At 63.0% G+C, this 23,654-nt stretch carries 29 protein-coding genes; 15 read left to right on the top strand and 14 right to left on the bottom strand.

The genetic code is table 11. The features are described from left to right. Positions 1-35: 35 nt before the first annotated feature. The 6 genes from EN862_RS21625 to aat all read left to right on the top strand — a co-directional run bounded on the left by EN862_RS21625 (position 36) and on the right by aat (position 5,382). Positions 36-1,448: a M48 family metalloprotease gene (locus EN862_RS21625; RefSeq protein ID WP_127867909.1), complete on the top strand. Its 1,413-nt coding sequence runs from the start codon at positions 36-38 to the stop codon at positions 1,446-1,448. A 58-nt stretch (positions 1,449-1,506) separates the two neighbouring features. Continuing rightward, a complete protein-coding gene (locus tag EN862_RS21620; RefSeq protein WP_127867908.1) occupies positions 1,507-2,334 on the top strand; it encodes a DsbA family protein in 828 nt (275 codons plus the stop codon). 132 nt (positions 2,335-2,466) lie between these two features. After that, the gene (gene aroQ / locus EN862_RS21615; protein WP_040983116.1) at positions 2,467-2,901 is read left to right on the top strand and encodes a type II 3-dehydroquinate dehydratase; all 435 of its coding nucleotides are present in this window, start codon (positions 2,467-2,469) and stop codon (positions 2,899-2,901) included. A 26-nt stretch (positions 2,902-2,927) separates the two neighbouring features. Then, positions 2,928-3,395, top strand: a complete 468-nt coding sequence (gene accB, locus EN862_RS21610) for an acetyl-CoA carboxylase biotin carboxyl carrier protein (RefSeq protein ID WP_127867907.1) — start codon at positions 2,928-2,930, stop codon at positions 3,393-3,395. Between the two features lie 13 nt (positions 3,396-3,408). Beyond that, positions 3,409-4,752, top strand: coding sequence for an acetyl-CoA carboxylase biotin carboxylase subunit (accC, locus tag EN862_RS21605; protein WP_127867906.1), 1,344 nt, complete (start codon positions 3,409-3,411; stop codon positions 4,750-4,752). Positions 4,753-4,764: 12 nt separating this feature from the next. Next, a complete protein-coding gene (aat, locus tag EN862_RS21600) occupies positions 4,765-5,382 on the top strand; it encodes a leucyl/phenylalanyl-tRNA--protein transferase (protein WP_127867905.1) in 618 nt (205 codons plus the stop codon). Positions 5,383-5,384: 2 nt separating this feature from the next. Here aat and EN862_RS21595 read toward each other — a convergent pair whose 3' ends face one another. From EN862_RS21595 to EN862_RS21585, 3 genes are all read right to left on the bottom strand, one after another. Continuing rightward, positions 5,385-5,768, bottom strand: coding sequence for a hypothetical protein (locus tag EN862_RS21595; RefSeq protein ID WP_127867904.1), 384 nt, complete (start codon positions 5,766-5,768; stop codon positions 5,385-5,387). A gap of 59 nt (positions 5,769-5,827) precedes the next feature. After that, positions 5,828-6,460, bottom strand: coding sequence for a DUF2155 domain-containing protein (locus tag EN862_RS21590; protein ID WP_348632082.1), 633 nt, complete (start codon positions 6,458-6,460; stop codon positions 5,828-5,830). A gap of 126 nt (positions 6,461-6,586) precedes the next feature. Then, positions 6,587-6,985 (bottom strand): NADH:ubiquinone oxidoreductase subunit NDUFA12, encoded by a 399-nt coding sequence (locus EN862_RS21585; protein ID WP_127867903.1) that lies wholly within the window; start codon positions 6,983-6,985, stop codon positions 6,587-6,589. A 216-nt stretch (positions 6,986-7,201) separates the two neighbouring features. Between EN862_RS21585 and panB the strand changes: the two genes are divergently transcribed. Together panB and panC are read left to right on the top strand one after the other, a co-directional pair. Then, positions 7,202-8,035, top strand: a complete 834-nt coding sequence (gene panB / locus EN862_RS21580) for a 3-methyl-2-oxobutanoate hydroxymethyltransferase (protein ID WP_127867902.1) — start codon at positions 7,202-7,204, stop codon at positions 8,033-8,035. Further along, a complete protein-coding gene (gene panC, locus EN862_RS21575) occupies positions 8,032-8,883 on the top strand; it encodes a pantoate--beta-alanine ligase (RefSeq protein ID WP_127867901.1) in 852 nt (283 codons plus the stop codon). The genes panB and panC overlap by 4 nt, the downstream gene beginning before the upstream one ends. Positions 8,884-8,941: 58 nt before the next feature. Here panC and EN862_RS21570 read toward each other — a convergent pair whose 3' ends face one another. The 3 genes from EN862_RS21570 to gatB form a co-directional block, all read right to left on the bottom strand. Continuing rightward, the gene (locus tag EN862_RS21570; protein WP_127867900.1) at positions 8,942-9,640 is read right to left on the bottom strand and encodes an AIM24 family protein; all 699 of its coding nucleotides are present in this window, start codon (positions 9,638-9,640) and stop codon (positions 8,942-8,944) included. Between the two features lie 123 nt (positions 9,641-9,763). Then, on the bottom strand, positions 9,764-10,252 hold the full coding sequence (locus EN862_RS21565; RefSeq protein ID WP_127867899.1) for a GNAT family N-acetyltransferase: 489 nt from the start codon (positions 10,250-10,252) through the stop codon (positions 9,764-9,766). A 4-nt stretch (positions 10,253-10,256) separates the two neighbouring features. Next, on the bottom strand, positions 10,257-11,756 hold the full coding sequence (gene gatB, locus EN862_RS21560) for an Asp-tRNA(Asn)/Glu-tRNA(Gln) amidotransferase subunit GatB (protein WP_127867898.1): 1,500 nt from the start codon (positions 11,754-11,756) through the stop codon (positions 10,257-10,259). Between the two features lie 363 nt (positions 11,757-12,119). Here gatB and EN862_RS21555 point away from each other — a divergent pair, with 363 nt between their 5' ends. Further along, the gene (locus EN862_RS21555) at positions 12,120-12,386 is read left to right on the top strand and encodes a YjhX family toxin (protein WP_127867897.1); all 267 of its coding nucleotides are present in this window, start codon (positions 12,120-12,122) and stop codon (positions 12,384-12,386) included. Between the two features lie 48 nt (positions 12,387-12,434). Here the strand turns inward: EN862_RS21555 and EN862_RS21550 are convergent, their stop codons facing one another. Continuing rightward, positions 12,435-12,866 carry a CBS domain-containing protein gene (locus EN862_RS21550; RefSeq protein WP_127867896.1) on the bottom strand — a complete coding sequence of 144 codons (432 nt, stop codon included), beginning with the start codon at positions 12,864-12,866 and terminating at the stop codon, positions 12,435-12,437. Positions 12,867-13,179: 313 nt separating this feature from the next. After that, a complete protein-coding gene (locus EN862_RS21545) occupies positions 13,180-13,917 on the bottom strand; it encodes a rhomboid family intramembrane serine protease (RefSeq protein ID WP_127867895.1) in 738 nt (245 codons plus the stop codon). A gap of 426 nt (positions 13,918-14,343) precedes the next feature. On the opposite strand from EN862_RS21545, the gene EN862_RS21540 reads away from it, so the two are divergent. The 4 genes from EN862_RS21540 (at position 14,344) to EN862_RS21525 (ending at position 17,424) form a co-directional block, all read left to right on the top strand. Then, positions 14,344-14,982, top strand: a complete 639-nt coding sequence (locus EN862_RS21540; RefSeq protein ID WP_042643989.1) for a PAS domain-containing protein — start codon at positions 14,344-14,346, stop codon at positions 14,980-14,982. Positions 14,983-15,155: 173 nt separating this feature from the next. Continuing rightward, positions 15,156-15,773 (top strand): PilZ domain-containing protein, encoded by a 618-nt coding sequence (locus EN862_RS21535; protein ID WP_095820716.1) that lies wholly within the window; start codon positions 15,156-15,158, stop codon positions 15,771-15,773. A 241-nt stretch (positions 15,774-16,014) separates the two neighbouring features. Beyond that, positions 16,015-16,620: a transglutaminase-like cysteine peptidase gene (locus EN862_RS21530; protein ID WP_127867894.1), complete on the top strand. Its 606-nt coding sequence runs from the start codon at positions 16,015-16,017 to the stop codon at positions 16,618-16,620. A 252-nt stretch (positions 16,621-16,872) separates the two neighbouring features. Continuing rightward, positions 16,873-17,424, top strand: a complete 552-nt coding sequence (locus tag EN862_RS21525; protein WP_127867893.1) for an ankyrin repeat domain-containing protein — start codon at positions 16,873-16,875, stop codon at positions 17,422-17,424. A gap of 20 nt (positions 17,425-17,444) precedes the next feature. Here the strand turns inward: EN862_RS21525 and EN862_RS21520 are convergent, their stop codons facing one another. Together EN862_RS21520 and EN862_RS21515 are read right to left on the bottom strand one after the other, a co-directional pair. Beyond that, positions 17,445-17,972 (bottom strand): gamma carbonic anhydrase family protein, encoded by a 528-nt coding sequence (locus EN862_RS21520; protein WP_127867892.1) that lies wholly within the window; start codon positions 17,970-17,972, stop codon positions 17,445-17,447. A 19-nt stretch (positions 17,973-17,991) separates the two neighbouring features. Continuing rightward, the gene (locus EN862_RS21515) at positions 17,992-18,336 is read right to left on the bottom strand and encodes a hypothetical protein (protein WP_127867891.1); all 345 of its coding nucleotides are present in this window, start codon (positions 18,334-18,336) and stop codon (positions 17,992-17,994) included. Between the two features lie 109 nt (positions 18,337-18,445). Here EN862_RS21515 and EN862_RS21510 point away from each other — a divergent pair, with 109 nt between their 5' ends. Both EN862_RS21510 and EN862_RS21505 read left to right on the top strand, forming a co-directional pair. Next, the gene (locus EN862_RS21510; protein ID WP_127867890.1) at positions 18,446-19,174 is read left to right on the top strand and encodes a hypothetical protein; all 729 of its coding nucleotides are present in this window, start codon (positions 18,446-18,448) and stop codon (positions 19,172-19,174) included. Positions 19,175-19,254: 80 nt separating this feature from the next. Next, on the top strand, positions 19,255-20,493 hold the full coding sequence (locus tag EN862_RS21505) for a cytochrome P450 (RefSeq protein ID WP_127867889.1): 1,239 nt from the start codon (positions 19,255-19,257) through the stop codon (positions 20,491-20,493). A 49-nt stretch (positions 20,494-20,542) separates the two neighbouring features. Here the strand turns inward: EN862_RS21505 and EN862_RS21500 are convergent, their stop codons facing one another. From EN862_RS21500 to EN862_RS21485, 4 genes are all read right to left on the bottom strand, one after another. Continuing rightward, a complete protein-coding gene (locus tag EN862_RS21500) occupies positions 20,543-20,887 on the bottom strand; it encodes a cupin domain-containing protein (RefSeq protein WP_127867888.1) in 345 nt (114 codons plus the stop codon). Between the two features lies 1 nt (position 20,888). Continuing rightward, entirely contained in the window at positions 20,889-22,169 is a 1,281-nt protein-coding gene (locus tag EN862_RS21495) for an O-acetylhomoserine aminocarboxypropyltransferase (protein WP_127867887.1), read from the bottom strand. A gap of 158 nt (positions 22,170-22,327) precedes the next feature. Further along, complete coding sequence (locus tag EN862_RS21490; protein ID WP_127867886.1) at positions 22,328-22,849, bottom strand: CoA-binding protein; 522 nt, start codon at positions 22,847-22,849, stop codon at positions 22,328-22,330. Further along, positions 22,846-23,628 carry an AAA family ATPase gene (locus EN862_RS21485; protein WP_127867885.1) on the bottom strand — a complete coding sequence of 261 codons (783 nt, stop codon included), beginning with the start codon at positions 23,626-23,628 and terminating at the stop codon, positions 22,846-22,848. The genes EN862_RS21490 and EN862_RS21485 overlap by 4 nt, the downstream gene beginning before the upstream one ends. Positions 23,629-23,654: the final 26 nt, after the last annotated feature.

The raw sequence follows: 23,654 nt of genomic DNA, 5'->3' as shown, positions 1-23,654 counted from the left end.
TTTCATCTTTCGCCCGCTCGTCTACCAGTGGACCTATGTTGAGCCGACTCCGACCATCGATTGGCAGATCGACCTCCCTCAGCCGAACCGCGCGCGGCTTCGCGACGCTTATGCTTGCCGCCGCCGTTGCCGTGTCGGGCTCGGTCAGCGCCTTCGCGCAAGGCGTGCCGGTGGTGCGCGACGCCGAGATCGAGGCGCTGGTGCGCGATTACGCCCGGCCGATCTTCAAGGCCGCCGGGCTTGCCAATGACGGCATCGACATCGTTCTGGTCAATGATCCGAGTTTCAACGCCTTCGTCACCGGGCGGCGCCTGTTCATCAATACCGGCGCGCTGGTGACCGCCGAAACGCCGAACGAGATCATCGGCGTCATCGCGCACGAGGCAGGCCATATCGCGGGCGGACATCAGCAGAAATTGCGTGATCAGCTCGACCGTGCCAAGACCATGGCGATCATCGCCACGCTGCTCGGCGCCGGCGCCATAGTTGCCGGCGCCACCACCAGCAGCAAGGGCCTGGCGGGCGCCGGCATGGGCGTCGCCGCCGGCGGCGGCGAGATGGCGCAGCGCTCGATCCTCGCCTATCAGCGCACCGAAGAGATCACCGCCGACCGTTCGGCGATCACCTATCTCAACGCCACCGGCCAGTCCGGCATGGGCATGCTGAAGACCTTCGGCCGCTTTCAGAGCGCGCTGTCGCTCGCCGGCACCCAGGTCGACCCCTACCGGATCAGCCATCCGATGCCGCAGGAGCGCATCGCCAACCTCGAAGTGCTGGTCAAGCAGAGCCCCTTCGTCAACGTTGTCGACCCTCCGGCGCTGCAGCAGCGGCACGACATGATGCGCATCAAGATCGCCGCCTATATGCAGGGTCAGGCGGCCGTGGCACGGCTGATGCGCAAGAATCCGACCAGCCTCGCCTCGCGCTATGGCGACGCGCAGCAGACCTATCTTTACGGCAATCCAGGCGCCGCGCTGACCAAGACGGCAGCGCTGATCAAGGAGGAGCCGAAGAACCCCTATTTCCAGGAGCTGCGCGGCGATATCCTGATGAAGGCCAACAAGCCGAAGGACGCGGCGGACGCCTATGCCAAGGCGGTGAGCCTCGATCCCGCGCGCTCCGGACTGCTGCTGGTCTCGCTCGGCCAGGCGCTGATGGCGGTGGGCACGCCCGATTCGCTGAAAAAGGCCGTGGTCCAGCTCAACAACGGCGTCGGGCGGGACAAGGAGAATGCCGACGCCTATCGCTTCCTGGCGCAAGCCTATGGAGAACAGGGCGACATTCCGGCCGCCGATCTCGCCACCGCAGAGGGCCATTACTATGCGGGCGACTACAAGAATGCGAAGATCTTCGCCATGCGCGCTCAACAGAAATTGAAGCGCGGCGAACCCCGCTGGGTGCGCGCTCAGGATATTATAAACTACACACCGTCTAATAAACTCAAATGAACCTCCCGGACGTCGGCGACGACGAAGGCGGACCGGAACAGGCAAAGGGACGACGATCATGAACAAGGCAATCCTGCTTGGCAGTGCCGGCGGTCTGGCGGTGGCGCTCGGCATGCTGGCCTTCGGTTTCGTGGCGGGAAATCCGCAGGCCGCGAAGGCCGACACCGTGCAGGTGGCTCAGGTGACGTCCTCCACCGATACCAAGGCGGCCGCCGATACCAAGATCGACCGAAAGGAAGTCGAGGGCATCATCCGCGATTATCTCTTGAAGAATCCGGAAGTTCTGCTCGAGGTGCAGGACGCGCTCGAGGCCAAGCAGAAGGAAGAGCAGCGCCTCGCGGCACTCGGCGTCATCAAGAATTCCAAGGACGAGATCTTCAACTCGACCTTCGACGGTGTCGTCGGCAACCCGAAGGGCAAGGTCACGATCGTCGAGTTCTACGATTACAATTGCGGTTTCTGCAAACGCGCCATCGAGGACATGCAGGCTCTGACCAAGTCCGACCCGGATCTGCGCTTCGTGCTCAAGGAGTTCCCGATACTGAGCCCGGATTCGCAGAAGGCCAGCGTCGTCTCCATGGCGTTCCACTTGATGCACCCAGAGAAATACGGCGAGTTCCACACCGCGCTGCTCGGCGGCCAGGGCCGCGCCACCGAATCCAGCGCCATCAAGGTGGCGCTTTCGCTCGGTGCCGATGAGTCGACCCTGCGCGAAAAGATGAAGGATCCCCGCATCGCCGAAACGCTCTCGCGCACCTATGACCTTGCGACGAAACTGTCGATCACCGGCACGCCGTCCTATGTGGTGGGCAACGAGGTGATCTTCGGAGCGCTCGGCCAGCAGGTTCTGGCGGAAAAGATCGAAGAGGCCAAGAGCGCGCTGTAAGCGCTTGCGGATGCAAAAGCCGGCCGTTGTGGACAGCGTAAGAACGCACTTGCGCTCTTTTCGCGGGCGGCTATGCCCATTATAGAGGCCCAGTGCGCCGGCTTGGGGTCGGCGTGAAACAAGGTCGGCATATTGAAAACGATTTTCGTCCTCAACGGTCCCAATCTCAATGCGCTCGGCAAACGCGAGCCGGGGATCTATGGCGGCAAGACGCTTGCGGCCATCGAAGAGGACTGCAAGGCGGCGGGCGCCGCGCTCGGCCTCGAGATCGATTTTCGCCAGTCCAATCATGAGGGCGATCTGGTCGACTGGATCCAGGAAGCAGGCGACAAGGCTTCCGGAATCGTCATCAATCCCGGCGCCTACAGCCATACCTCGATCGCCATCCACGATGCCATCCGCTCTGTTGCGCCGCTGCCCGTGGCGGAGGTCCATCTTTCCAACATCCATGCGCGGGAGCCCTTCCGCCACGTCTCCATGGTCGCGCCGGTCGCTGTCGGCATGATCTGCGGGTTTGGGCCGCTCGGCTACACGCTCGCGCTGCAGGCACTGGCGGCACGCCTGTGACCGGCCCCCAAACAGAAGGCTCGAAAATGTCGATAAAAAAGACCGGTGTTGACCAGCAGCTGATCCGCGATCTGGCGGGCATCCTGAACGACACCAATCTGACCGAGATCGAGGTGGAGCTCGGCGATCTCAAAGTGCGCGTGTCGCGCCAGTCGCAGGCTGTCCACGCGGTTGCCGCGCCCCTGCCGGCGATCGCCGCTCCCGTCGCCGCTGCGGCTCAGCCGGCCGCGGTCGCCGCCGTGGTGCCCGCCGATCCGTCCAAGAACGCCGTGCCGTCGCCGATGGTGGGCACCGCCTATCTGGCGCCCTCGCCCGACGCCAAGCCGTTCGTCGAGATCGGCCAGAAGGTGAAGGAAGGCCAGACGCTGCTCATCATCGAGGCGATGAAGACGATGAACCAGATTCCTTCGCCGCGGGCCGGCACGGTGACGGCGATCCTCATCGAGGATGCCCAGCCGGTCGAGTACGGAATGCCGCTGGTGGTCCTCGAGTAGGAACAGCCAAGAGATGTTCCAGAAGATACTCATCGCCAATCGCGGCGAAATCGCGCTCCGGGTGCTGCGCGCGTGCAAGGAGCTCGGCATCCAAACGGTCGTGGTCCATTCGACCGCCGATTCCGACGCCATGCATGTGCGGCTTGCCGACGAGAGCGTCTGCATCGGCCCTCCGCCGTCGCGCGAAAGCTATCTCAACATCCACCAGATCGTCGCCGCCTGCGAGATCACCGGCGCCGACGCCGTGCATCCGGGCTACGGCTTCCTGTCCGAGAACGCGAAGTTCGCCGACATCCTCGCCGCGCACAACATCACCTTCATCGGTCCCTCCGGCGACCATATCCGCATCATGGGCGACAAGATCGAGGCCAAGCGCACGGCAAAGCGTCTCGGCATTCCGGTGGTGCCCGGCTCCGATGGCGCGATCAGCGACGACAAGGAAGCCAAGCGCGTCGCCGCCGAGATCGGCTATCCGGTGATCATCAAGGCCTCCGCCGGCGGCGGCGGCCGCGGCATGAAGGTAGCGCACACCGAAGCAGATCTCGAAGTCGCGTTGCAGACGGCAAAGTCGGAAGCGGGCGCGGCCTTCGGCGACGACGCCGTCTATATCGAGAAATATCTGGAGAAGCCGCGCCATATCGAGGTGCAGGTGTTCGGTGACGGCGCCGGCCGCGGTGTGCATTTCGGCGAACGCGACTGCTCGCTGCAGCGTCGTCACCAGAAAGTCTGGGAGGAAGCCAACTCCCCCGCGCTCAACACCGAAGAGCGCTCGCGCATCGGCGGCATCTGCGCCAAGGCGATCGCCGATCTCGGCTATTCGGGCGCAGGCACGATCGAGTTCCTCTATGAGAATGGCGAGTTCTATTTCATCGAGATGAACACCCGCCTGCAGGTCGAGCATCCGGTGACGGAAGCGATCACCGGCATCGACCTCGTGCATGAGCAGATCCGCGTCGCATCGGGCGGCGGGCTGTCGGTCAGGCAGGAAGACATCAAGTTCAACGGCCATGCCATCGAGTGCCGTATCAACGCGGAGGATCCGCGTACCTTCACGCCGTCGCCCGGCACGATCACGCATTTCCATACGCCAGGCGGCCTTGGCATCCGCGTCGATTCCGGTGTCTATTCCGGCTACAAGATCCCGCCCTATTATGACAGCCTGATCGGCAAGCTGATCGTGCATGGCCGCAACCGCGTCGAATGCATGATGCGGCTGCGCCGCGCGCTCGACGAATTCGTCGTCGACGGCATCAAGACGACGCTGCCGCTGTTCCGCGACCTTGTTGGCAACCCGGACATCGCCAATGGCGACTACGATATCCACTGGCTGGAAAAATACCTGGCCAAGGGTGAATAGCACGGGGATGCGATGACCCGCCCCTACGCGCCAGGCTATCGCATCCCGACCGACCTGCTGCTCAGGGCTTACGCCGCGGGCGTCTTTCCGATGGCCGAGAGCGCCAACGACCCGGAAGTGTTCTGGGTGCGGCCGGAAACGCGCGGCATCATTCCGCTGGACGGGTTTCATACACCGCGCAGCCTCAAGAAGACGATCCGCAGGCACCCGTTCGATATCCGCTACGATTTCGATTTCGAGGCGACGATCGACGGCTGCGCGGAAAAGCGCGAAGAGCGCCGCTCGACCTGGATCAACGCGCCGATCCGCGAAGCCTATGTCGAGCTCTATCGCCTCGGCCACTGCCATTCGGTCGAAGCCTGGCGCGAGGACCGCCTGGTCGGCGGCCTTTACGGCGTTTCGCTCGGGCGCGTGTTCTTCGGCGAGAGCATGTTCGCCAGGGAGACCGATGCCTCGAAGACCTGCCTATATTATCTCGTCGAGCGGCTGAAGGCGCGCGGCTTCGCGCTGCTCGACACGCAGTTCACCACCGAGCATCTGAAGCGCTTCGGCGCCATCGACGTGCCGCGCGGCCAGTATGAAAAGCTGCTGGCCGAGGCGCTGAAAGGCGAGGCCGTCTTCTATCCTTGAGGTCAGCCCTGCGCCGCATCCAACGGCGTCTGCGCATGGAACATCATCTTCCAGCCATCGGCGCGGTGAACATAGCCGGTGCTGACCAGCGCAGCGTAGGATTCGCCGTTCTCACGCGTCGCACGCGCTTCGTAAGTCAGCATAACGATATCGCTTCCCGGCTCGACCATGCCCTTCAGCTTGATGTCGAGGTTGCGCCAACGGTTGGATTTGCTGGCAGTCCCTGCCAGTTCGGCATTGGTCATCGCCTTGGCCAATTGCGGGAACGCCACCAGGCACTCCACATCGGCATTGGCTTCATAATAGGCGGAATCGCCGGTCCAGAAGCCCTTCTCGATGTCGAGAAGCTCCTGCTTGTTGGCCATGAACGGCTTCGTGGTAGTCATCGCGGAATCCTCCTCGCCTTGCCGAGTTGGAACGGCTCAAAGGCGGGCAGGTTCCGAGTTCAGTTCGCGTTGGTGGTGTCGTCCGGCTCCGGCGTCGCGTCGGCCGGTTCTGGCGCGGCGTCGGCCGGCTCCGCCGAAGCCTTGGGTTTGGCGGCCTGGGTCTTCGACTTGCCTGTCTCGGCCTTTGCCGCGGTCGGCGGCGGCACGTCCGACTTCTGCTTGCAGCCCTTGAGCCAGACGTCATAGACGGCGTGCTCGACGGCGTTGAGACCCGGGCTTTCGGCGAACATCCAGCCGGTGAAGATGCGGCGGATCTTGCGGTCGAGCGTGATCTCGTCGACCTCGACGAAGGAATCGGTCTTCGGCTGCTCCGTATCCGGCCGCGAATAGCAGACGCGGGGCGTGACCTGCAAAGCGCCGAACTGCACAGTCTCGTCGACATAGACGTCGAAGGTGATGATGCGGCCGGTGATCTTGTCGATGCCGGCAAACTCGGCCACCGGATTGGTGATGCGGTCGGCGGCCGCGGGCGCAGGAGCCGGCGCCTGCGCGGCCGCGAAGGCTGCCGTCGAGACAACCAGAACGGACGTCGCAGCGATCAGCGCCTTAGAGATATGGCCCGGAATCCTGGGTCGCAATTCCGGACGGAAAACCGCTGCGCACTTTTCCTGGAATTGCTTAGAAGAGCTCATGCAAAATACCGGTGGTTGTGCCCGGGTTATTCTTCAATGCCCAAGGCTAGTCATGGCTGCGCAGTCAGCAAGCAGCTAAACGCCAATTGTGGCGACAAAGGATCGAAGCGGCGTCGCGGACGCGGATTACGAGCCGGGCGTCCAGGCGTCGTAGTCGCCGGTAACCTGCGGGCGGTGCTGGTTGGTCAGGATCGAACCTTGCGGCCGATAGGCGCCGGGCGTTCCCGTGAGGTTCGCCCGATGCGGCTTCTGCCACTCGCGAGCCTTATAGCTCTCGCTCGAGGGAGGCGTGTCGACGCGGTGGTGGATCCAGCCATGCCATCCCGGCGGGATCTTCGATGCTTCCGAATAATCGCGATAGATGACCCAGCGGCGGGTGCGACCTTCCGAATCGACGCCGCCCTCGTAATAGACGTTGCCGACTTCGTCCTCGCCGACCTTCTTGCCGAAGCGCCAGGTGTGCAAGCGCGTGCCGAGCGTCTGGCTGTTCCACCAGGTGAAAAACTGCAGCAGGAAAGTTTTCATCCAGATCCTCGCGGCGGCAGCGGCTCCTGCCTTTCCCCTGCTTATGGCGTCACGCCAACGCGAAGGCAAGGGTTTTGCCATGCCCTAAACGTAAATGCTTCGTGCGCTAAATCGATGCAGCAGAGCCGTCAACCACCGCTCGGCTTGCCAAGCATGACCTGTCTTTCTAAAGCTCGACCGGTCCGTTTCGGGCTCGCCTTGAGGGAGGGGTGACGATTGGTTCCAGCCGCCGACAATCGGATCAGCGCGGAGGATATTCGCCGCCGCAAGGGCGGCGTGCCGATCGTGTGCCTCACGGCCTATACCTATCCGGTTGCCCGGATTCTCGATCCGCATGTCGATCTGCTCCTTGTCGGCGACAGCGTCGCCATGGTGCTGCATGGCCATGACACGACGCTCGGCGCCTCGCTGAAGATGATGATTGCCCACGGCCAGGCCGTGATGCGCGGCTCGGCCAAGGCCTGCGTCGTGGTCGACATGCCGGCCGGCAGCTATGAGGACTCGCCGGCGCAGGCCGCGACATCCGCGAGGCGCATCGTCGAGGAAACGGGCTGCCAGGCCGTGAAGCTCGAAGGCGGCGTCGACATGGCCGCCCAGATCGCGGCCATCGTCGCCGAAGGAATACCGGTGATGGGTCATATCGGGCTGCAGCCACAGTCGGTGGAAAAGGACGGCGGCTACAAGATCAAGGGTCGCACGGAGGAGAACATCGCAGCGCTCTTCCGCGACGCCGAGGCGGTGGAAAAGGCCGGCGCCTTCTCGGTCGTCATAGAGGGGACGATGGAGGCCGTGGCCGCGAAGTTGACCCGTCATATTTCCATACCGACGATCGGTATCGGGGCCAGCGCCGACTGCGACGGCCAGATCCTGGTGATCGACGACATGGTCGGCATGACGGTCGACCGCGTGCCTATATTCGTCAAGGAATACGCGGATTTGCGCAGCGTGATCGCCGATGCGGCGGCGCGCTACGCGGCCGAGGTGCGCAGCCGCGCCTTTCCCGGCCCCGACCACGTCTTCACCACGACATCCGGCAAGGACGAGACATGAACGCCCCAAACGTCGTCGACAGCGTCGCCGCCCTTCGCGCACGGGTCCAGGACTGGCGCCGGGCCGGACTCAGGGTCGCCATGGTGCCGACCATGGGCGCGCTGCATGACGGCCATATCTCGCTGGTCAGGATCGCGCTCGAACAGGCCGACCGCTGCGTCGTGTCGATCTTCGTCAATCCGACGCAATTCGCGCCGACGGAGGATCTCGACAAATATCCGCGTCAGTTGGCCCGCGATCTCGACCGGTTGCGGGAGGCGGGCGTGCATCTCGCCTTCACGCCGGGCGTAAGCGAAATGTACCCCGCCGGCTTCGCCACCAAGATCTCGGTGGGCGGCCCCTCGTCGGGTCTCGAAACAGATTTCAGGCCGAGCTTCTTCGACGGCGTCGCGACCGTCGTGGCCAAGCTCTTTCTGCAGGCAGCGCCCGATTTCGCGGTGTTCGGCGAGAAGGACTACCAGCAGCTTTGCGTCGTCAGGCAGCTCTGTCGCGATCTCGACCTGCCCGTCGAGATCGTCGGCGCGCCGACCGTGCGTGACGCGCACGGCCTCGCCATGTCGTCGCGCAATGCCTATCTGGGCGGAGCCGAGCTCGACATCGCGCGCCAGCTCAACGTGATTCTGCGCCGCACGGCGGCGGCGCTTTCGGGCGGCACGGATGAGGCGGCCGCCACCGAAGATGCGGCAAAGGCGCTTGTCTCAGCGGGCTTCCGGAAGGTCGACTATGTCGCCGCCCGCGCGAGCGTCACGCTTGCAGCCTGGCGACGGGACCGCGACGGCCGCCTGCTTGCGGCCGCCTGGCTTGGCACGACGCGGCTGATCGACAATGTGGAGATTCCCTCCGCCTGAGCGCCAGCGACCCGATCGTCCGCCGATCCGCGGGCTGTCGCGCCGAGCTCCGTGACGCCTACTCTTCCGACGGCATGTGCAGATACATCGACTGGATGCCGACGCGCCCGGGACCGGTGAAGCGATTGACGACGAAATTCATGGCGGCGCCGAAGAAGCCGCTGGAAAGCTTGTCGATCCTCGTCTCCATCCTCACCGAAGCGTCCTTGAACAGCCAGCCGCCCGGCTCGACGTCGATGGTTTCGCCGGGCGCCAGCACTTTTTCGAAGACGTTGCCGTAGCCGTGCAGCCAGACGATGCCGTCGCCGGTCTCGCCACGGAAACGGTCGATGAAGAAGCCGCTCTGGCCGAACAGCATCGTTCCCAGCCCGCGCACCCGCTCGAAGCTGTAGTCGACACTGGCGGTGGCGGCGAGGAACTGATGCTCGCGTACCTGGATTTCCTGGCCGCGCCGCAGGTGGATCGGCACGATATGGCCGGGCCCGTCACGGCTGAAGGCGATGACGCCCGGCCCGGACGCCTCGGTGACGAAGACCTGCATGCCGGCGATCATGCGCTTCAGCGCGCCCTTCAGCGATTTCAGGCCGATGGTGATGGTGGTGTTCTTCCAGAGCAGGATGTGGTGCTCGAAATAGACCGGCATGTTGGTCACATCGACCGACAGCACGGGCACCAGTTCGCCGGCGACGTGATAGGTCACGCCGCCAAAAGTCTCGTCCGACACTTCGGTCGGCATCAGTTCCGGCAAGCTCGGCATGGTTCTCCCCCATTGCGGCGACACTTGTGCCTTGTGGAGTTCGCGACGCTGGCGACGACCAGCCTTTATCGCGCGAATCGGCGCGATCAAATCAAAACCGCGCGATGAACAGGCGTGCCCGATCTAGCCCGGCCGTTTTTCCATGATGAGCGCGGGTAAGCCCGAACTGCCGCCGCAATTGGCGGTCCTGCCCGTCCGCCGGAATCCATTGGCCTCGTAGAAGCCGATCGCTGCGGCATTTGCTTCCTCGACTTCGAGGCGCAGCGTATCCATCTCCGGAAAACTGGCTTCGACTTCGTCGAGCAGCGACTGGCCAATCCCCTGCCGCTGACAGGCCGGATGCACGTAGAGCTGGTTCAGAAGGACGATCTTCGGATCGGTGGTAGCGGCGGCGAATGCCATGCCGCCGAGCCGCTTGCCGTCGTCAGCCACAAGGAACTCGGAATTCGGCCGCGTCAGCCGCGCCTTGAGCGAGGCGATCGAATGCCAGTCGTCGGTGATCGCCGTAACCCGCTGGACGCCGTAGATGGCGTCATAGGTCGCATGCCAGGTCTCGACCAGCAGCGCGCGGACCGCAACAAGATCGCGTTCGCTGGCGGTGCGGACGAACATCGCCCTATTCGATGCCGAGCTTGGCCTTGACCAGGTCGTTGACCGCCTGCGGGTTGGCCTTGCCGCCAGTCGCCTTCATGACCTGACCGACGAACCAGCCGGCCATGGTCGGCTTGGCGCGCGCCTGCTCCGCCTTGTCCGGGTTGGCGGCGATGACCTCGTCGACGGCCTTCTCGATTGCGCCGGTATCGGTGACCTGCTTCATGCCGCGGCTCTCGACGAGCTGGCGCGGATCGCCGCCCTCGTTCCAGACGATCTCGAACAGGTCCTTGGCGATCTTGCCGGAAATGGTGCCTTCCTTGATCAGGTCGAGAACAGCGCCCAGCTGCTCAGGCGAAACCGGAGCATTTTCAATGCCTTTTCCAGCCTTGTTCAGCTGACCCAGAAGATCGTTGATGACCCAGTTGGCGGCGAGCTTGCCATCACGCCCGGCGGCAACCTTCTCGAAATAGTCGGCGATCGGCTTTTCCGAAACCAGCACCGAGGCGTCATAGGCCGAAAGGCCAAGCACATCGACCAGCCGCGTCTTCTTGTCGTCAGGCAGTTCCGGCAGGTTCTTGGCAAGCGCATCGACATAGGCCTGGTCGAATTCCAGCGGCAAAAGGTCAGGATCCGGGAAATAGCGATAGTCGTGCGCCTCCTCCTTGGAGCGCATCGAGCGCGTCTCGCCCTTGTTCGGGTCGAACAGGCGTGTCTCCTGGTCGATCTTGCCGCCGTCCTCGAGAATGGCGATCTGCCGGCGCGCCTCGTATTCGATCGCCTGGCCGATGAAGCGGATCGAGTTCATGTTCTTGATCTCGCAGCGCGTGCCGAACGCGCCGCCCGGACGGCGCACCGAGACGTTGACGTCGGCACGCAGCGAGCCCTCGTCCATGTTGCCGTCGCAGGTGCCAAGATAGCGCATGATCGAGCGCAGCTTGGTGACATAGGCCTTGGCCTCGTCGGCCGAGCGGATGTCGGGCTTGGAGACGATCTCCATCAGCGCGACGCCGGAGCGGTTGAGGTCGACATAGGACATGGTCGGGTGCTGGTCGTGCATCGACTTGCCCGCATCCTGCTCCAGGTGCAGGCGCTCGATGCCGACCTCGATATCCTCGAACTCGCCCTGGCGGTCGGGGCCGACCGAGACGATCACCTTGCCCTCGCCGACGATCGGCTGCTTGAACTGCGAGATCTGGTAGCCCTGCGGCAGGTCAGGATAGAAATAGTTCTTCCGGTCGAAGACCGACTTGTGGTTGATCGCGGCCTTGAGGCCGAGCCCCGTGCGGATCGCCTGCTTGACGCATTCCTCGTTGATGACCGGCAGCATGCCGGGCATTGCCGCGTCGACCAGGCTGACATTGGCGTTGGGCGCGGCGCCGAACGAGGTCGAGGCGCCGGAGAAGAGTTTTGCTTCCGAGATCACCTGCGCATGCACTTCGAGCCCGATGATGATCTCCCAGTCGCCGGTGGCGCCGGGGATCAGACGTTTTGCGTCAGGGGTGCGGGTGTCGATGATGCTCATGGGGGCCTGCAGATTGGAAACGTGATTTCACGTCAAAAGTGAAAGTCACTCGCTAGTCCAAACCGCTCTGCGAGACAAGCGCAAAGCCCACACGCCGGCCTTTTCGGCCACGTTCGCCTATAGGACATCCATCCCAATGGAGAATGGATGTCCACTTACGCTTAGCCCCGGTGAAGCCCTGACCTCTTAGGCGAGGCAGGGCAGAAAAACCTGAAACCCCGTGCCGCGATGTCTCGCGGCGGCGGCTTTTGTTGTTTTTCCCGGACTTTATCCAATGGACATTTCGCGTAGCGCATGACCCCGAAAATCGGAACCGATTTTCGGAAAGGATCATGGGCCAACCAATAGTGCCACAGCGTCCTTTTGCGCGTCCAAGAGGACGCGCGGCGCTGTGGGGAGCAGCGCATCCTGCTTGCGCAGGGCGGACGCATCGAAATCGAAAAGAACGAGAGCAGGAAGATCGCCTCGGTCCAGTGCCTGACCCGCGACGGCGGGCGCTATCCGGACTTCAACCTGGAACTCTTTCGAAAACTGAGGCGCAAGAAAGCGGTTGCCTCGACGGATGGCGGTCCTTACCGCATCACCCGACGCGGGTTCCAACTCATCCGCGCCGAATTCGACAACCGATAGAACGCGCCTACGCCGCCGGCTGGCAACAGCCGGCGGTTTCACTCGAGATCAAGCGGTGGCGATGTATTGCTTGATCTCCTCGGCCTCGCGCTCGACGTCCTCGATGCGGCGCTTGACCACGTCGCCGATGGAGACAATGCCGTCGAGCAGGCCGTTTTTCTCCACCGGCAGATGGCGGAAGCGGCCCCTCGTCATGATCTCCATGACCTCGTTGACCGTGTGGTTTTCGTTGCAGATATTCACCTTCGGCGTCATCGCCGAACGCACGGGGATATCGAGCGCGGCGGCGCCTTCCCTGGCCACGACCTTGACGATATCGCGCTCCGAGAGGATGCCGACGATCTTTCGGTCGCCATTGGTGATGACGAGCGCGCCGATCCTGTGCTCGGCCAGCATGCGAATGGCCTCGCTGAGTTTCTCATTGGGCCCGAGCGTGAACACGTCATGGCCCTTGGTTTCAAGAATTGCCTTAACCGTCATGGCGTCCTCCACTGCCTTTGACGCCGGCTCCCCGCCCCGACCGGCTTTTGAGCCCCCGCGCCCCTGGTAAGACACCGGGTGGCTCTAAGCGCGCCAAGGCGCGCCTGTGTTTTGATGCATATAGTTTTCCCAAAACCGCGGCGCACTTTTGGGAGACATGCATGGCAACATCGTGCGCCGTGATTGGTTGCTTTTCAAGTGCGCCTAAGGACTAGAGCGTTTCACCGTTTCACGGAAACCGCGAACCGCTCCATGCCTTTGTTTTTACGCAATTCCGGACGGAAAACCGCTGCGCACTTTTCCTGGAATTGCTCTAAGCGGCAGCCAGCGGGCGGTCGAAGAAACGCAATCCGAAAAAGCCGGCGACGAAGCCGCCGATATGGGCTTCCCAGGCGATCTGGCCATCGACGCCCGGCGCGAAGCCGAGCAGGCCGGTGGCCAGGTTGATCACCATCCAGACGCCAAGAAAGGTCACGACGCCGCGCGAGCGCAACACGTCCGCGATCGGCAGCGGCTCGCCGGCGAAGGCCGCCCTGCCGGATGACCGGTCGATGCGGAAGCCGTAGCGCGCGGCCGCGCCCATCATGCCGGAAATCGCGCCCGATGCACCGACGAGCGGCATCTCGCCATAGGGATGCAGCACCCAGAACAGAACAACCGAAGCCAGCCCGGTCACCGCGTAGAATACGGCGAAGCCCAGCGCGCCGAGTCGATTGGCGAGCGGCGAGCCGAAGGCCGCAAGCCAGATCATGTTGATGGCGATATGGGCAATGCCACCATGCATGAACGCATAGGTGAACGGACGCGTGAACAGGAACCAGTCGAAGCCGTATTTGCCGGTGTAGAGCACCGGAATGAAGGCACCGTCATAGAGCAGCACCATCTGCTGCGTCTCGTTCAGTGCAAATTCCTGTAGCAGATAGACGACCGCGCAAATGGCGATCACCGCAAGCACGACCGGCGGCAGGTTGAACACCGGTTCGCGGCGCCGCGGCTCGGGCGCCTCGTTGGGCGGCGGTTCGGTTTCAGCGGGGGTTACCGGTTCGCTCATGCGCCTTCGCGGGTCTGGGACTTGAGGTTTCGGCGAGCATGTAGATCACGCCCGTTCGAATCACAAACGGCTAATCGCCACAGCGTCCCGGCCCAAAAGGGGCGAATCAGAACGGGGTCGAATCAAAAAAGAGGCCGTCCAGGTGTCCCCCTGAACGGCCGGTCGAGTCCCCTGCTCCCCGTAACCTCGTGACTGAAGTGCTGCCGGTCGTCGCTAGAACGGCCGTTTTGGAGTGGTTTTGATGTGCCATGGGCCTCAGCGGTATGCAATGTAAACCACTTGTTAACCTTAACGACCCCGAGGCGTGAACAAACGTTAACGATACTGGCACGCATCCTGCTCCGCACCGCATGAAGGTCATCGGAGGGCGCCCTGTCTGTTCGCCGATGGGACATCAAAAGACAGATTGTGCGGAGCGGAATGGACATGAAAGAAAAAGGATCAATCGCGCTGTTCCAATATTGGAACCAGCTGCGTGATGGCCGCCTCGCCCCGAAGCGCTCGGAAGTGGAGCCGGCCGACATCAAGTCGCTTCTGGCCGACACCTTCATCCTCGAGCGCGATACCCGCGGCGAAGCGGTGTTCCGGCTGGCCGGCACGAGGCTTTGCGCCTATTACGGGCGCGAGCTCAAGGGCTTCTCTTTTCCTTCGCTGTGGCGGGAGAAGGACCAACGCCTGGTGTCGCGGCTGATGCAGGGCGTTTTCGATCAGAAATCGGTGCTGTTCATGACTTACGAGGGATTCAGCCGCAACGGCCGTTCCAACAAATTCGAGCTCCTGGCGCTGCCGTTGGATGGCGGCCACGAGAACCCGCGCTGCCTCGGCATTATCAGCGCTGCCGAAAAGCCGTTCTGGCTCGGGGCGGACCCGCTCGCCGACGCGCTCATCGACACGATCCGGGTGATAGATCCCGACAAGGAACCGATGTTCCTGAAGAACCGGCCGGCGATCGAGGTTCCATCACTCGTTCCGTCCGAATTCGATCCCCCGGAAACCATTTCAGCGCTCGGCCGCGTGCGCCGCATCCGCCACCTCGTCGTCCTCGACGGCGGACGTCACGAATGAGCCTGGCCGCGCGGGATTTTCCTGTCGCCCGCGGCTGATTTTCTACGCCATACAAGTCTCCAAGCCCGGGCTTTCGCGCCCGATTTTTCCCGTTTGTTAACCTGCTTCGCTGTAGTTTTTCGGGCGAGATTCCACGCATCGTCGCGCGGAACGCCAATGGGGTGTAGGCAGTCATGAGGTCAGCGGCGGTAGAATTTGCACCGTCACGAGCTGAGCGGCGCAACTTCCAGCGTGTCCGGGTCAAGATCTACGGGCGCTTCATGCTGGAAGACCGCACCGAGCATCCATGCCAGGTGATCGATATGTCACCCGGCAACGTCGCGCTGCGCACTGACCGTATCGGCATGCCGGGCGAGAAGGTCATCGCCTATATCGACCATATCGGCCGCGTCGAGGGGATCGTGACGCGCACGTCGCAGGACGGTTTCGCCATGACCGTCATCGCCTCGGATCGCAAGAAGGACAAGCTTGCCGCGCAGCTCACCTGGCTTGCCAACAAGCATGAGTTGGACCTGCCCGAGGATCGTCGCCACGAGCGCGTGGCGCCGCGAAATCCGATGAGCGTCCTGCAGCTTACCGACGGGCGCCAGTATCAGTGCCGCATCATCGACCTGTCGCTCTCGGGTGCCGCGATCGAGATCGACGTCAAGCCGGCGATCGGCATCCAGGTCATGCTTGGAACCATGCGCGGCCAGGTGGTGCGCCATTTCGAGGACGGCGTCGCCATCGAATTCGCGGTCATCCAGCGGCCGGAAACGCTCGACCAGGAATTCAACGCGCCGCGGTCCTGACATAACCTCACCGCCAGCGCAGCGAACCGGCCCTTGGAGGCCGGTTTTTTGTTGCCAGATTTTGCTCCGGAAGTGGACCGCCCAGCGGCTGTCAGAACGTCCCAAATCTGAACAGCCTGAGACTGCGATAGTTCAACTTTTATGTTTATTCTACTGGCGTTTTACTCAATGTCTACTTCGGGTTTTTGCGTCAAATAAATCCCAACGTGGCACAGTCTCCTCAAACGGGGAGACTACAAGAATGAAAATGACGAGGGGCAAGCTGTTGCTCTTGGCAATGGCGATGCAGCTTTCCGCCTGGGGCACGGCAAGCGCAGGGCCGGTTTACATGCATACGGGTGGCCGCACCACCCAGCCGGTCGGTCACTATGATTTCTGTCAGCGCATTCCGGGCGAATGCAACGAGCGGACGCCGAAGGGGTCGCCGGTCGAACTGACGCGCAAGCTATGGGCGACGATCGTTAACGTCAACAATTCGGTCAACACCCGCGTCAAGCCGCGCACCGACATGGAAATCTACGGTGTCGAGGAATACTGGGCCTATCCCGACAATGGCGTTGGCGATTGCGAGGACTACGCGCTGGAGAAGCGTCGCGAGCTGATGGCCGCGGGTGTCCCGGCCGGCAATCTGTTGATGACGGTGGTGCGCCAGCCGAATGGCGATGGCCATGCCGTGCTCACCGTGCGCACCAGCCTCGGCGAGTTCATCCTCGACAATCTCGAGCCGAAAGTGCTCGCCTGGAACGATACGGTCTACACCTATCTCAAGCGTCAATCGACTGAGAATTCCGGCGTTTGGGTGACGATCAACGACGGCCGCGAGGACGCGGTCGCCAGCGTCCGCTAAGGCGGCAAAGCGATCGGGCACGTCGCGGTGACGCGGCGCGCCCAGAGAGAAAGCCCGGTCGAGTCCCCACCCTCCCCGTCCCCAACGACCGGGTTTTAGGAGCCGGCCCCTGTCCCCGGGGCCGGCTCCGCTGTTTTAGGCCGCGTCTGTCGAGGGCAAACGACCGGGATCTTGCCGAGGGCCGCCGCCGAGACGGGCTTTCCGAGCGAGGTGGAAGGGCGCAATATAGTTCGCTCATTGCGGATGAAGGCGATGCTGGAAGTCCCTGAGGATCGCGGCGCCCGACACCGGCTTTTCAAGGCTATAGACGAAGCGTTCAAGGCCGGAGATTTCGCGGCCCTGGGCGTTGCGCTCGGCGGCTCCGCACGCTGGTTCGACGAGCGGATGCCATTCGAGCTCGGCCTTGGCCATCCGCTGGAATATGCGATCTACTGGAGCCCGGCCGCGTTCATCACCGCGCTTCTCGATGCCGGCTCGAACCCGAACTACGAAGATCTGGCCGGCTTTCCTTCGATCATCGCGGCATTGTCGACGGAAAGGCCGGACAGGCTGGACGTCATCCATGTCCTGCTCGAGCATGGCGCCGATCCGAATATGCGCGGCGTGAACGACTGGACGCCCCTGCACTACGCGGTTTCGCGGCGTGACGTCGAGGCAATCCACCTGCTGCTGCTCTCGGGCGCGGACCCGTCGCTAAGGACCCGCATCGACGACTATGAGACGCCATTGGAAGGCGCCGAAGAGGCCGGCTTCGAGGCCGGCGCCTTTCTGCTGCGTGAAGCGATGAACAGCCGCTGCGGATGACGCGCGGCGCGCGGCCGCCCTTATACCACCGTCAGCTTAGCCTTGAAGCGTTTGGCGTTGGCCACGTAGTGCGCCGCCGAGACGCGCAGCCGCTCGATTGCCGCTTCGTCCAGCGTCCTGATCACCTTGGCGGGCGAGCCGACGATCAGCGAATTGTCGGGAAAAACCTTGTTTTCCGTCACCAGCGCGCCAGCGCCGACCAGCGAGTTGTTGCCGATCCTGGCGCCGTTCAACACGATGGCACCCATGCCGATCAGGCTGTTGTCGCCGATCGTGCAGCCATGCAGCAGCGCCCTGTGGCCGATCGTGCAGCCTTCGCCGATAGTCAGCGGAAAGCCCGGATCGGTGTGCATGATCGTATGTTCCTGCACATTGGTATCGGCGCCGATCGTGATCGGCTCGCCGTCGCCGCGGATGGCGACGCCGAACCAGAAGCCGACATTGCGCCCGATCCGGATATTGCCGATCAGCGTGGCGTCGGGCGCGATCCAGTTCGTGTCGGCGTCCTCGAACTCAGGCGCTTTCCCATCGATCGCATAGACCGGCATTGTCCGTCTCCGAATCGTCTCAACCAGCGAATTCGAAAGACCCTAAGTTCTCGGTCGCCCAGGATGCAATGGCGATGAGCACGACGCCGAGCGCCAGCGCCCAGGCGATGGCCGTGCAGCCGCAGGAAAACAGAGCCATCGTGCCGATGCGGCCCTCTCGCCGGGCGGCCAAGGCCTCGTTGGTAAGCATGAACGGTCCGGCGCAAGTCGTTGCCGCGAGCGAGCGCAGGATATGGACCGGCGAAACATAGGGCTCGGCAAAGGCCAGGCGCCGGCCTGACAACAGTTCCATGGCCGATCCGGCCAGCCCGCAGGCCGTGACACCAACCGCGAAAGCGTAAAGAACAAGCACAATGGGATCCATGTTTACCAACCGTTTACCATGAAAACGCACAGTCGTGCCAACGCGCTGCAAGAGCCATGCCGCGCGGGCTGTGCCGCCGAAGGACAGGCAGGCGGATCGGGGAATTCGAATGAGACAGGCAAATGTCGCCGAGAGCCCGGACTTCGAAGTCGTCGACTCAACCCTGATGAGGCGGGTCTTCTATATTTTCGCGGCTCTCGCGCTGCTTTCGGTGGCCATCAGCGTCGGCGGCAAATGGCTTGGACGGTCGATCGCCATGGCCGGCTATACCGATGACACGACGGTGCGCCGGATCGTCATGGGCAATAATCTGATCAGCGTGCCGGCAAACTTCATCCGCTTCGACCAGGCGAGGCGAGACGGCATTGCCTCGCGGCTCGATCTCTATCTGCGCTATCCCGAGATGGACGGCTACAGCGCGGCCGCGCGCGACGACTTCAACCACACGACGACCAGGAAGATCATCTTCCTGTCGTTCGAGCCGCGCATGATGTCGCGCGACATGAGCGGCCGTTTCGCGCCGATCTACAGCGCCCTGATCGAAAAGCCCGGCACCCCCGGCCCGGGCGGCACGACGGTTTACGCTTTCAGCGAAAAATCAGGCTATCTCAACGAGGTGCTGGCCGTCGCCGAGCGCCCCGGCAAGGATCCGTTCGTGGCCCGCTGCCTCAGCGGGCCGAGCGCGGAAGAATCGCTGGCGCCTTGCGAGCGCGACATCCAGGTCGGCGACGAGCTCAGCCTCACCTACCGTTTTCCGCGCGAGCTGCTGGCGAACTGGCCGGCGCTCGATGCGGCAATTGCCGCCAAGGTGGCGAGCATCCTGAAGACAGGACATTAGCGGCTGGCTCAACGCTTCTCCGTCCCGGGCGCCCAGACATTGTCTGGCATCGGACTGACAAGGCGCGCTAAAGATCGAGCATGACGCCAGCTTATCTCGCCTTCGACCCGTCCGGTCGCCGCCTGTGCCTCGATCCGCACGAGCCGGCCTTCGTGCAGAACCCTTACGAGGCCTATGCCTTCCTGCACGGCACTGCCAACGCCTTCTTCTGGGAAGACTACGGTTTCTGGTGCTTTGGCGGTTTCGACGACGTCAACCGGCTGCTGCGCGACCGCCGTTTCGGCCGCCAGAATCCGGCCGGTATTCCCGACAGCCGCGGCATTGGCGACGACCGCTCGCACCTCGTGGCCTTTGATGCGATCGAGGCCAATTCCATGCTGGAACTCGAGCCGCCAGTGCACACCCGGCTGCGGACGCTGGTCAACCGCGCCTTCGTCTCACGCCAGGTCGAGCGGCTCAGGCCACGCATCGAGGTATTGGCTAACGAGCTGGTCGACCGCTTCGAGCCAAACGGCGTCGACCTGCTGCCTGCCTACGCCTCGCCCCTGCCGATCACCATCATCGCCGAGATGCTCGGCGTGCCGGTCGAGATGGGGCCGCAACTGCTCGACTGGTCGCATCAAATGGTCGCCATGTACATGCATGGCCGCACGCGGGAAACCGAGGACACCGCCAACCGCGCCGCGCGCGATTTCGCCGCGTTCCTGCGCGGCTTCGTCGCCGAGCGGCGCAAGAAGCCTGGCGACGACCTGCTGTCGCTGCTGATAGAGGCCCGGGACCACGGCCAGAAGCTGTCGGAAGACGAGCTGGTTTCCTCGGCGATCCTGCTTCTCAATGCCGGCCACGAAGCGACAGTGCACCAAACCGGCAATGCGGTACGTTCGATCCTGGCCCAGGGCGGCGATCCGCGCCGGTTCTTTGAAACGCCAGAAAAGAACGTCGCGGCAGTCGAGGAATGCCTGCGCTTCGACGCGCCGCTACACATGTTCCTGCGCTATGCCTATGAGGAAATCGAAGTTTCGCCAGGCATATCGGTCAAGCCAGGCGAAATGGTCGCGCTGCTGCTCGGCATGGCCAATCACGATCCCCTGGCTTTTGCCGAACCCGATACCTTCAATCCGGCCCGCATGGACCAGAAGAACGTCTCCTTCGGCGCCGGCATCCATTTCTGCATCGGCGCGCCGCTGGCGCGTCTGGAGTTGCAGGTGTCGCTGAAAACGCTGTTCGACCGGCTGCCGAATCTACGCCTGGCGGAGGCGCCGCGCTTCCGCGACACTTACCATTTCCACGGACTGGAACGGGTTGCCGTCACGTTTTGAGCCTAGGCCTGCGCCGCTTCGTCATCCTTGACGAGGCGATGGGGCCTACTCAGAGCTTGATCACATATTCCTTGCGCGTCGTCTCGAGCACTTCCCAGGTGCCCTTGAAACCAGGCCTCAGCACGAAGCTGTCGCCGGCCCGCACGGTGCGGGCCTCCCCGCCATCCTCGGCGATCACCGAGACGCCGGACAGGATGTGGCAGAACTCCCATTCGTCATAGACGATGCGCCATTTGCCCGGCGTCGCTTCCCATATGCCGGCATAGAGGCCGCCGTCGCGCTCCTCGACATTCCAGGTGCGGAATTTCGGATCGCCGGAGATCACCCGGTCCGGGGCCGGCGCGCCAGCCTCCGGTTCGACGCTGTCGATATCGACCGCAAGAAAGGCCGACATGTCAGACCTTGCTCAGTGCCTGTTCGAGATCGGCGACGATGTCGTTGACGTCCTCGATGCCGATCGACAACCGTACCGTATCCGGCCCGGCGCCGGCCTTGACCTTTTGCTCGTCGGAAAGCTGGCGGTGCGTGGTCGAGGCCGGGTGGATGACCAGCGACTTGGTGTCGCCGACATTGGCCAGATGCGAGAACAGTTCCAGCGCCTCGACGAATTTGACGCCGGCCTCGTAGCCGCCCTTGAGACCGAAGGTAAACACGGCGCCCGCGCCCTGCGGCGAATACTTCTTCTGCAGCGCGTTGTTCTTGTCGCTCGGCAACCCTGGATAATTCACCCAGGCAACCTTGGGATGGTTTGAGAGCCAGCCGGCAACGCTCGCGGCGTTGTCGCAATGGCGCTGCATCCTGAGCGGCAGCGTCTCCAGGCCGGTCAGGATCAGGAAGGCGTTGAAGGGCGAGATCGCCGGGCCAAGGTCGCGCAGGCCGAGCACGCGCGCGGCGATGGCAAAAGCGAAGTTGCCGAAGGTCTCGTGCAGCACCAGGCCGCCATATTCAGGCCGCGGCTCCGACAGCATCGGATACTTGCCCGACTTCGACCAGTCGAACGTGCCGCCGTCGACGATAACGCCGCCGATCGAATTGCCGTGTCCGCCGATAAATTTTGTCAGCGAATGGACGACGATGTCGGCGCCGTGCTCGATGGGCCGCACCAGATAGGGCGAAGCCAGCGTGTTGTCGACGATCAGGGGCAGGCCATGCCTGCGGGCGATGTCGCCGATCTTCTCGATGTCGACGAAGACGCCGCCGGGGTTGGCGAGGCTTTCGATGAAGATCGCCTTGGTCTTGTCGTCGATCTGGCTCTCGAAGGTCGAGAGGTCGTTGACGTCGGCCCAGCGCACCTCCCAGCCATAATTCTTGAAGGCGTGGCCGAACTGGTTGATCGAACCGCCGTATAGCTTGTTGGCGGCAATGAAATTGTCGCCGGGCTGCATCAGATTGTGGAAGACGATGACCTGCGCGGCATGACCCGAGGCGACGGCAAGCGCGGCGGTGCCGCCTTCAAGCGCTGCGACGCGCTCCTCGAGCACCGCCTGCGTCGGGTTCATGATGCGGGTGTAAATGTTGCCGAAGGCCTTCAGCCCGAACAGCGAAGCGGCGTGGTCGGCATCGTCGAAGACGAAGGAGGTGGTCTGGTAGATCGGCGTGGCGCGAGCGCCAGTGGCCGGATCGGGCTTGGCGCCGGCATGAACGGCCAAGGTGTTGAAACCGGGCGTACGGGTCATCGAAATCCCTCTCCTGATCTTCGAAAAATCGCCGGGCATTCTTGGCGAAGCCCGAGTTGGAATGCAAAGAAGAAAATACCTTTCCGGGTGCGATCTGCCGCGAACGCCCGGGAAAATGCGTTTCTTCCCGGAATAATTTTGCGCGAACCGCTGGGGGCCTACTTCTGCCGCACGCCGAAGCTCTGAAATCCCTGGCGCATCAACGGCTTTTTCGACGACAGAACGCCGGAGTTGACACCAGTCCAGCCGATCTCACCCGACAGCTTGCCATATTCGATCTTCGGGCAGCGATTCATCACCACCTTGATGCCGGCTGCCTCGGCGCGGGCAGCGGCCTCGTCATGGTGCACGCCAAGCTGCATCCAGACGACTTTGGGCAGCGGGTCGAGCTTCAGCACCTGGTCGATGATGCCGGGCACCGCCGCGGAGCCGCGAAAGATGTCGACCATGTCGACCGGATGCGGCAGGTCGGCCAAGCTGGCATAGACGGTCTGCCCGAGGATCTGCTTGCCGGCTTGGCCAGGGTTGATCGGGATCACCGAAAAACCCTTGGCCAAAAGATATTTCAGCACGAAGTAGCTTGGCCGCACGTCGTTGGGCGAGGCGCCGACCATGGCGATCGTCTTTACCGAATTCAGGATGCCGGCGATGTAGGCGTTGTCGTAAGTGTCGTGGTTCATGGCTCGTCCTCATACAGCGCTTCGGCGAGAAAGGCAGCCGGATCGCTGCAGAAGTCGCGCATCATGCGAAAATGATCGGTGTCTTGAAAATCGATCGGATCGAGGCCGAAGCGGCTTATGCGGAAGAGCCGCGCGTTCGGACAAGCCATCAGCAGCGGCGAGTGCGTGGCCATGATCACCTGCTCCGTGCCGGACTGCTCCATGCGTTGAAGCAATTTGAGCAGCTCGATCTGGCGTGTCGGCGACAGCGCGCTTTCGGGCTCGTCGAGGATGTAGATGCCTTGCCTGCGGCAGCGCTCCTCGAAGAAGCGAATAAAACCCTCGCCATGCGACCAGGACAGGAAATCTGGCGGTGGTGGTTTGAACGGATCCTCGAGCGCAACCTTATCGAGGTAGCGCGCGACCGAGTAGAAGGATTCGGCGCGGAAGAACCAGCCGGCCGTAACCTTCGGCAGCCAATGGCCGCGCAGCGTGTCTGCAAGCGCCGCGCCGCTTTTGTCGATTGCGATGGAATGATCTACCGGACGATACCCCTTGCCGCCGCCTGCCTCGTCATAGCCTGCCAATGCTCCGATCGCTTCCAGCAGCGTCGATTTGCCGGTGCCGTTCTCGCCGACGATGATGGTGAGGGCCGAGGCGAATTCGAACTCTAACTCGCGGTCGCGGAAAATCGGCAGGTTCCAGGGATATTGCTCCCAGTCGGCAACACGCGACGGCTCAAGCAGGATGCGCTTGAGGTAGGGCGCTTTCAGCCGCGTCAGTTGCTTGCGGGCAGCCACGTCGAACCCTTAGCGATGGAATGGCG

Source organism: Mesorhizobium sp. M2E.F.Ca.ET.219.01.1.1 (assembly GCF_004016445.2).
GTDB lineage: Bacteria > Pseudomonadota > Alphaproteobacteria > Rhizobiales > Rhizobiaceae > Mesorhizobium.
This window is presented reverse-complemented; position numbering and strand designations above follow the sequence as displayed.

Coding starts and splice junctions, on each gene's coding strand:
- EN862_RS21625 (WP_127867909.1), top strand. CDS start 36: ATGTTGAGCCGACTCCGACCATCGATTGGCAGATCGACCTCCCTCAGC.
- EN862_RS21620 (WP_127867908.1), top strand. CDS start 1,507: ATGAACAAGGCAATCCTGCTTGGCAGTGCCGGCGGTCTGGCGGTGGCG.
- accB (WP_127867907.1), top strand. CDS start 2,928: ATGTCGATAAAAAAGACCGGTGTTGACCAGCAGCTGATCCGCGATCTG.
- accC (WP_127867906.1), top strand. CDS start 3,409: ATGTTCCAGAAGATACTCATCGCCAATCGCGGCGAAATCGCGCTCCGG.
- aat (WP_127867905.1), top strand. CDS start 4,765: ATGACCCGCCCCTACGCGCCAGGCTATCGCATCCCGACCGACCTGCTG.
- EN862_RS21595 (WP_127867904.1), bottom strand. CDS start 5,768: ATGACTACCACGAAGCCGTTCATGGCCAACAAGCAGGAGCTTCTCGAC.
- EN862_RS21590 (WP_348632082.1), bottom strand. CDS start 6,460: ATGAGCTCTTCTAAGCAATTCCAGGAAAAGTGCGCAGCGGTTTTCCGT.
- EN862_RS21585 (WP_127867903.1), bottom strand. CDS start 6,985: ATGAAAACTTTCCTGCTGCAGTTTTTCACCTGGTGGAACAGCCAGACG.
- panC (WP_127867901.1), top strand. CDS start 8,032: ATGAACGCCCCAAACGTCGTCGACAGCGTCGCCGCCCTTCGCGCACGG.
- EN862_RS21570 (WP_127867900.1), bottom strand. CDS start 9,640: ATGCCGAGCTTGCCGGAACTGATGCCGACCGAAGTGTCGGACGAGACT.
- EN862_RS21565 (WP_127867899.1), bottom strand. CDS start 10,252: ATGTTCGTCCGCACCGCCAGCGAACGCGATCTTGTTGCGGTCCGCGCG.
- gatB (WP_127867898.1), bottom strand. CDS start 11,756: ATGAGCATCATCGACACCCGCACCCCTGACGCAAAACGTCTGATCCCC.
- EN862_RS21550 (WP_127867896.1), bottom strand. CDS start 12,866: ATGACGGTTAAGGCAATTCTTGAAACCAAGGGCCATGACGTGTTCACG.
- EN862_RS21545 (WP_127867895.1), bottom strand. CDS start 13,917: ATGAGCGAACCGGTAACCCCCGCTGAAACCGAACCGCCGCCCAACGAG.
- EN862_RS21540 (WP_042643989.1), top strand. CDS start 14,344: ATGAAAGAAAAAGGATCAATCGCGCTGTTCCAATATTGGAACCAGCTG.
- EN862_RS21535 (WP_095820716.1), top strand. CDS start 15,156: ATGAGGTCAGCGGCGGTAGAATTTGCACCGTCACGAGCTGAGCGGCGC.
- EN862_RS21530 (WP_127867894.1), top strand. CDS start 16,015: ATGAAAATGACGAGGGGCAAGCTGTTGCTCTTGGCAATGGCGATGCAG.
- EN862_RS21525 (WP_127867893.1), top strand. CDS start 16,873: ATGCTGGAAGTCCCTGAGGATCGCGGCGCCCGACACCGGCTTTTCAAG.
- EN862_RS21520 (WP_127867892.1), bottom strand. CDS start 17,972: ATGCCGGTCTATGCGATCGATGGGAAAGCGCCTGAGTTCGAGGACGCC.
- EN862_RS21515 (WP_127867891.1), bottom strand. CDS start 18,336: ATGGATCCCATTGTGCTTGTTCTTTACGCTTTCGCGGTTGGTGTCACG.
- EN862_RS21510 (WP_127867890.1), top strand. CDS start 18,446: ATGAGACAGGCAAATGTCGCCGAGAGCCCGGACTTCGAAGTCGTCGAC.
- EN862_RS21505 (WP_127867889.1), top strand. CDS start 19,255: ATGACGCCAGCTTATCTCGCCTTCGACCCGTCCGGTCGCCGCCTGTGC.
- EN862_RS21500 (WP_127867888.1), bottom strand. CDS start 20,887: ATGTCGGCCTTTCTTGCGGTCGATATCGACAGCGTCGAACCGGAGGCT.
- EN862_RS21495 (WP_127867887.1), bottom strand. CDS start 22,169: ATGACCCGTACGCCCGGTTTCAACACCTTGGCCGTTCATGCCGGCGCC.
- EN862_RS21490 (WP_127867886.1), bottom strand. CDS start 22,849: ATGAACCACGACACTTACGACAACGCCTACATCGCCGGCATCCTGAAT.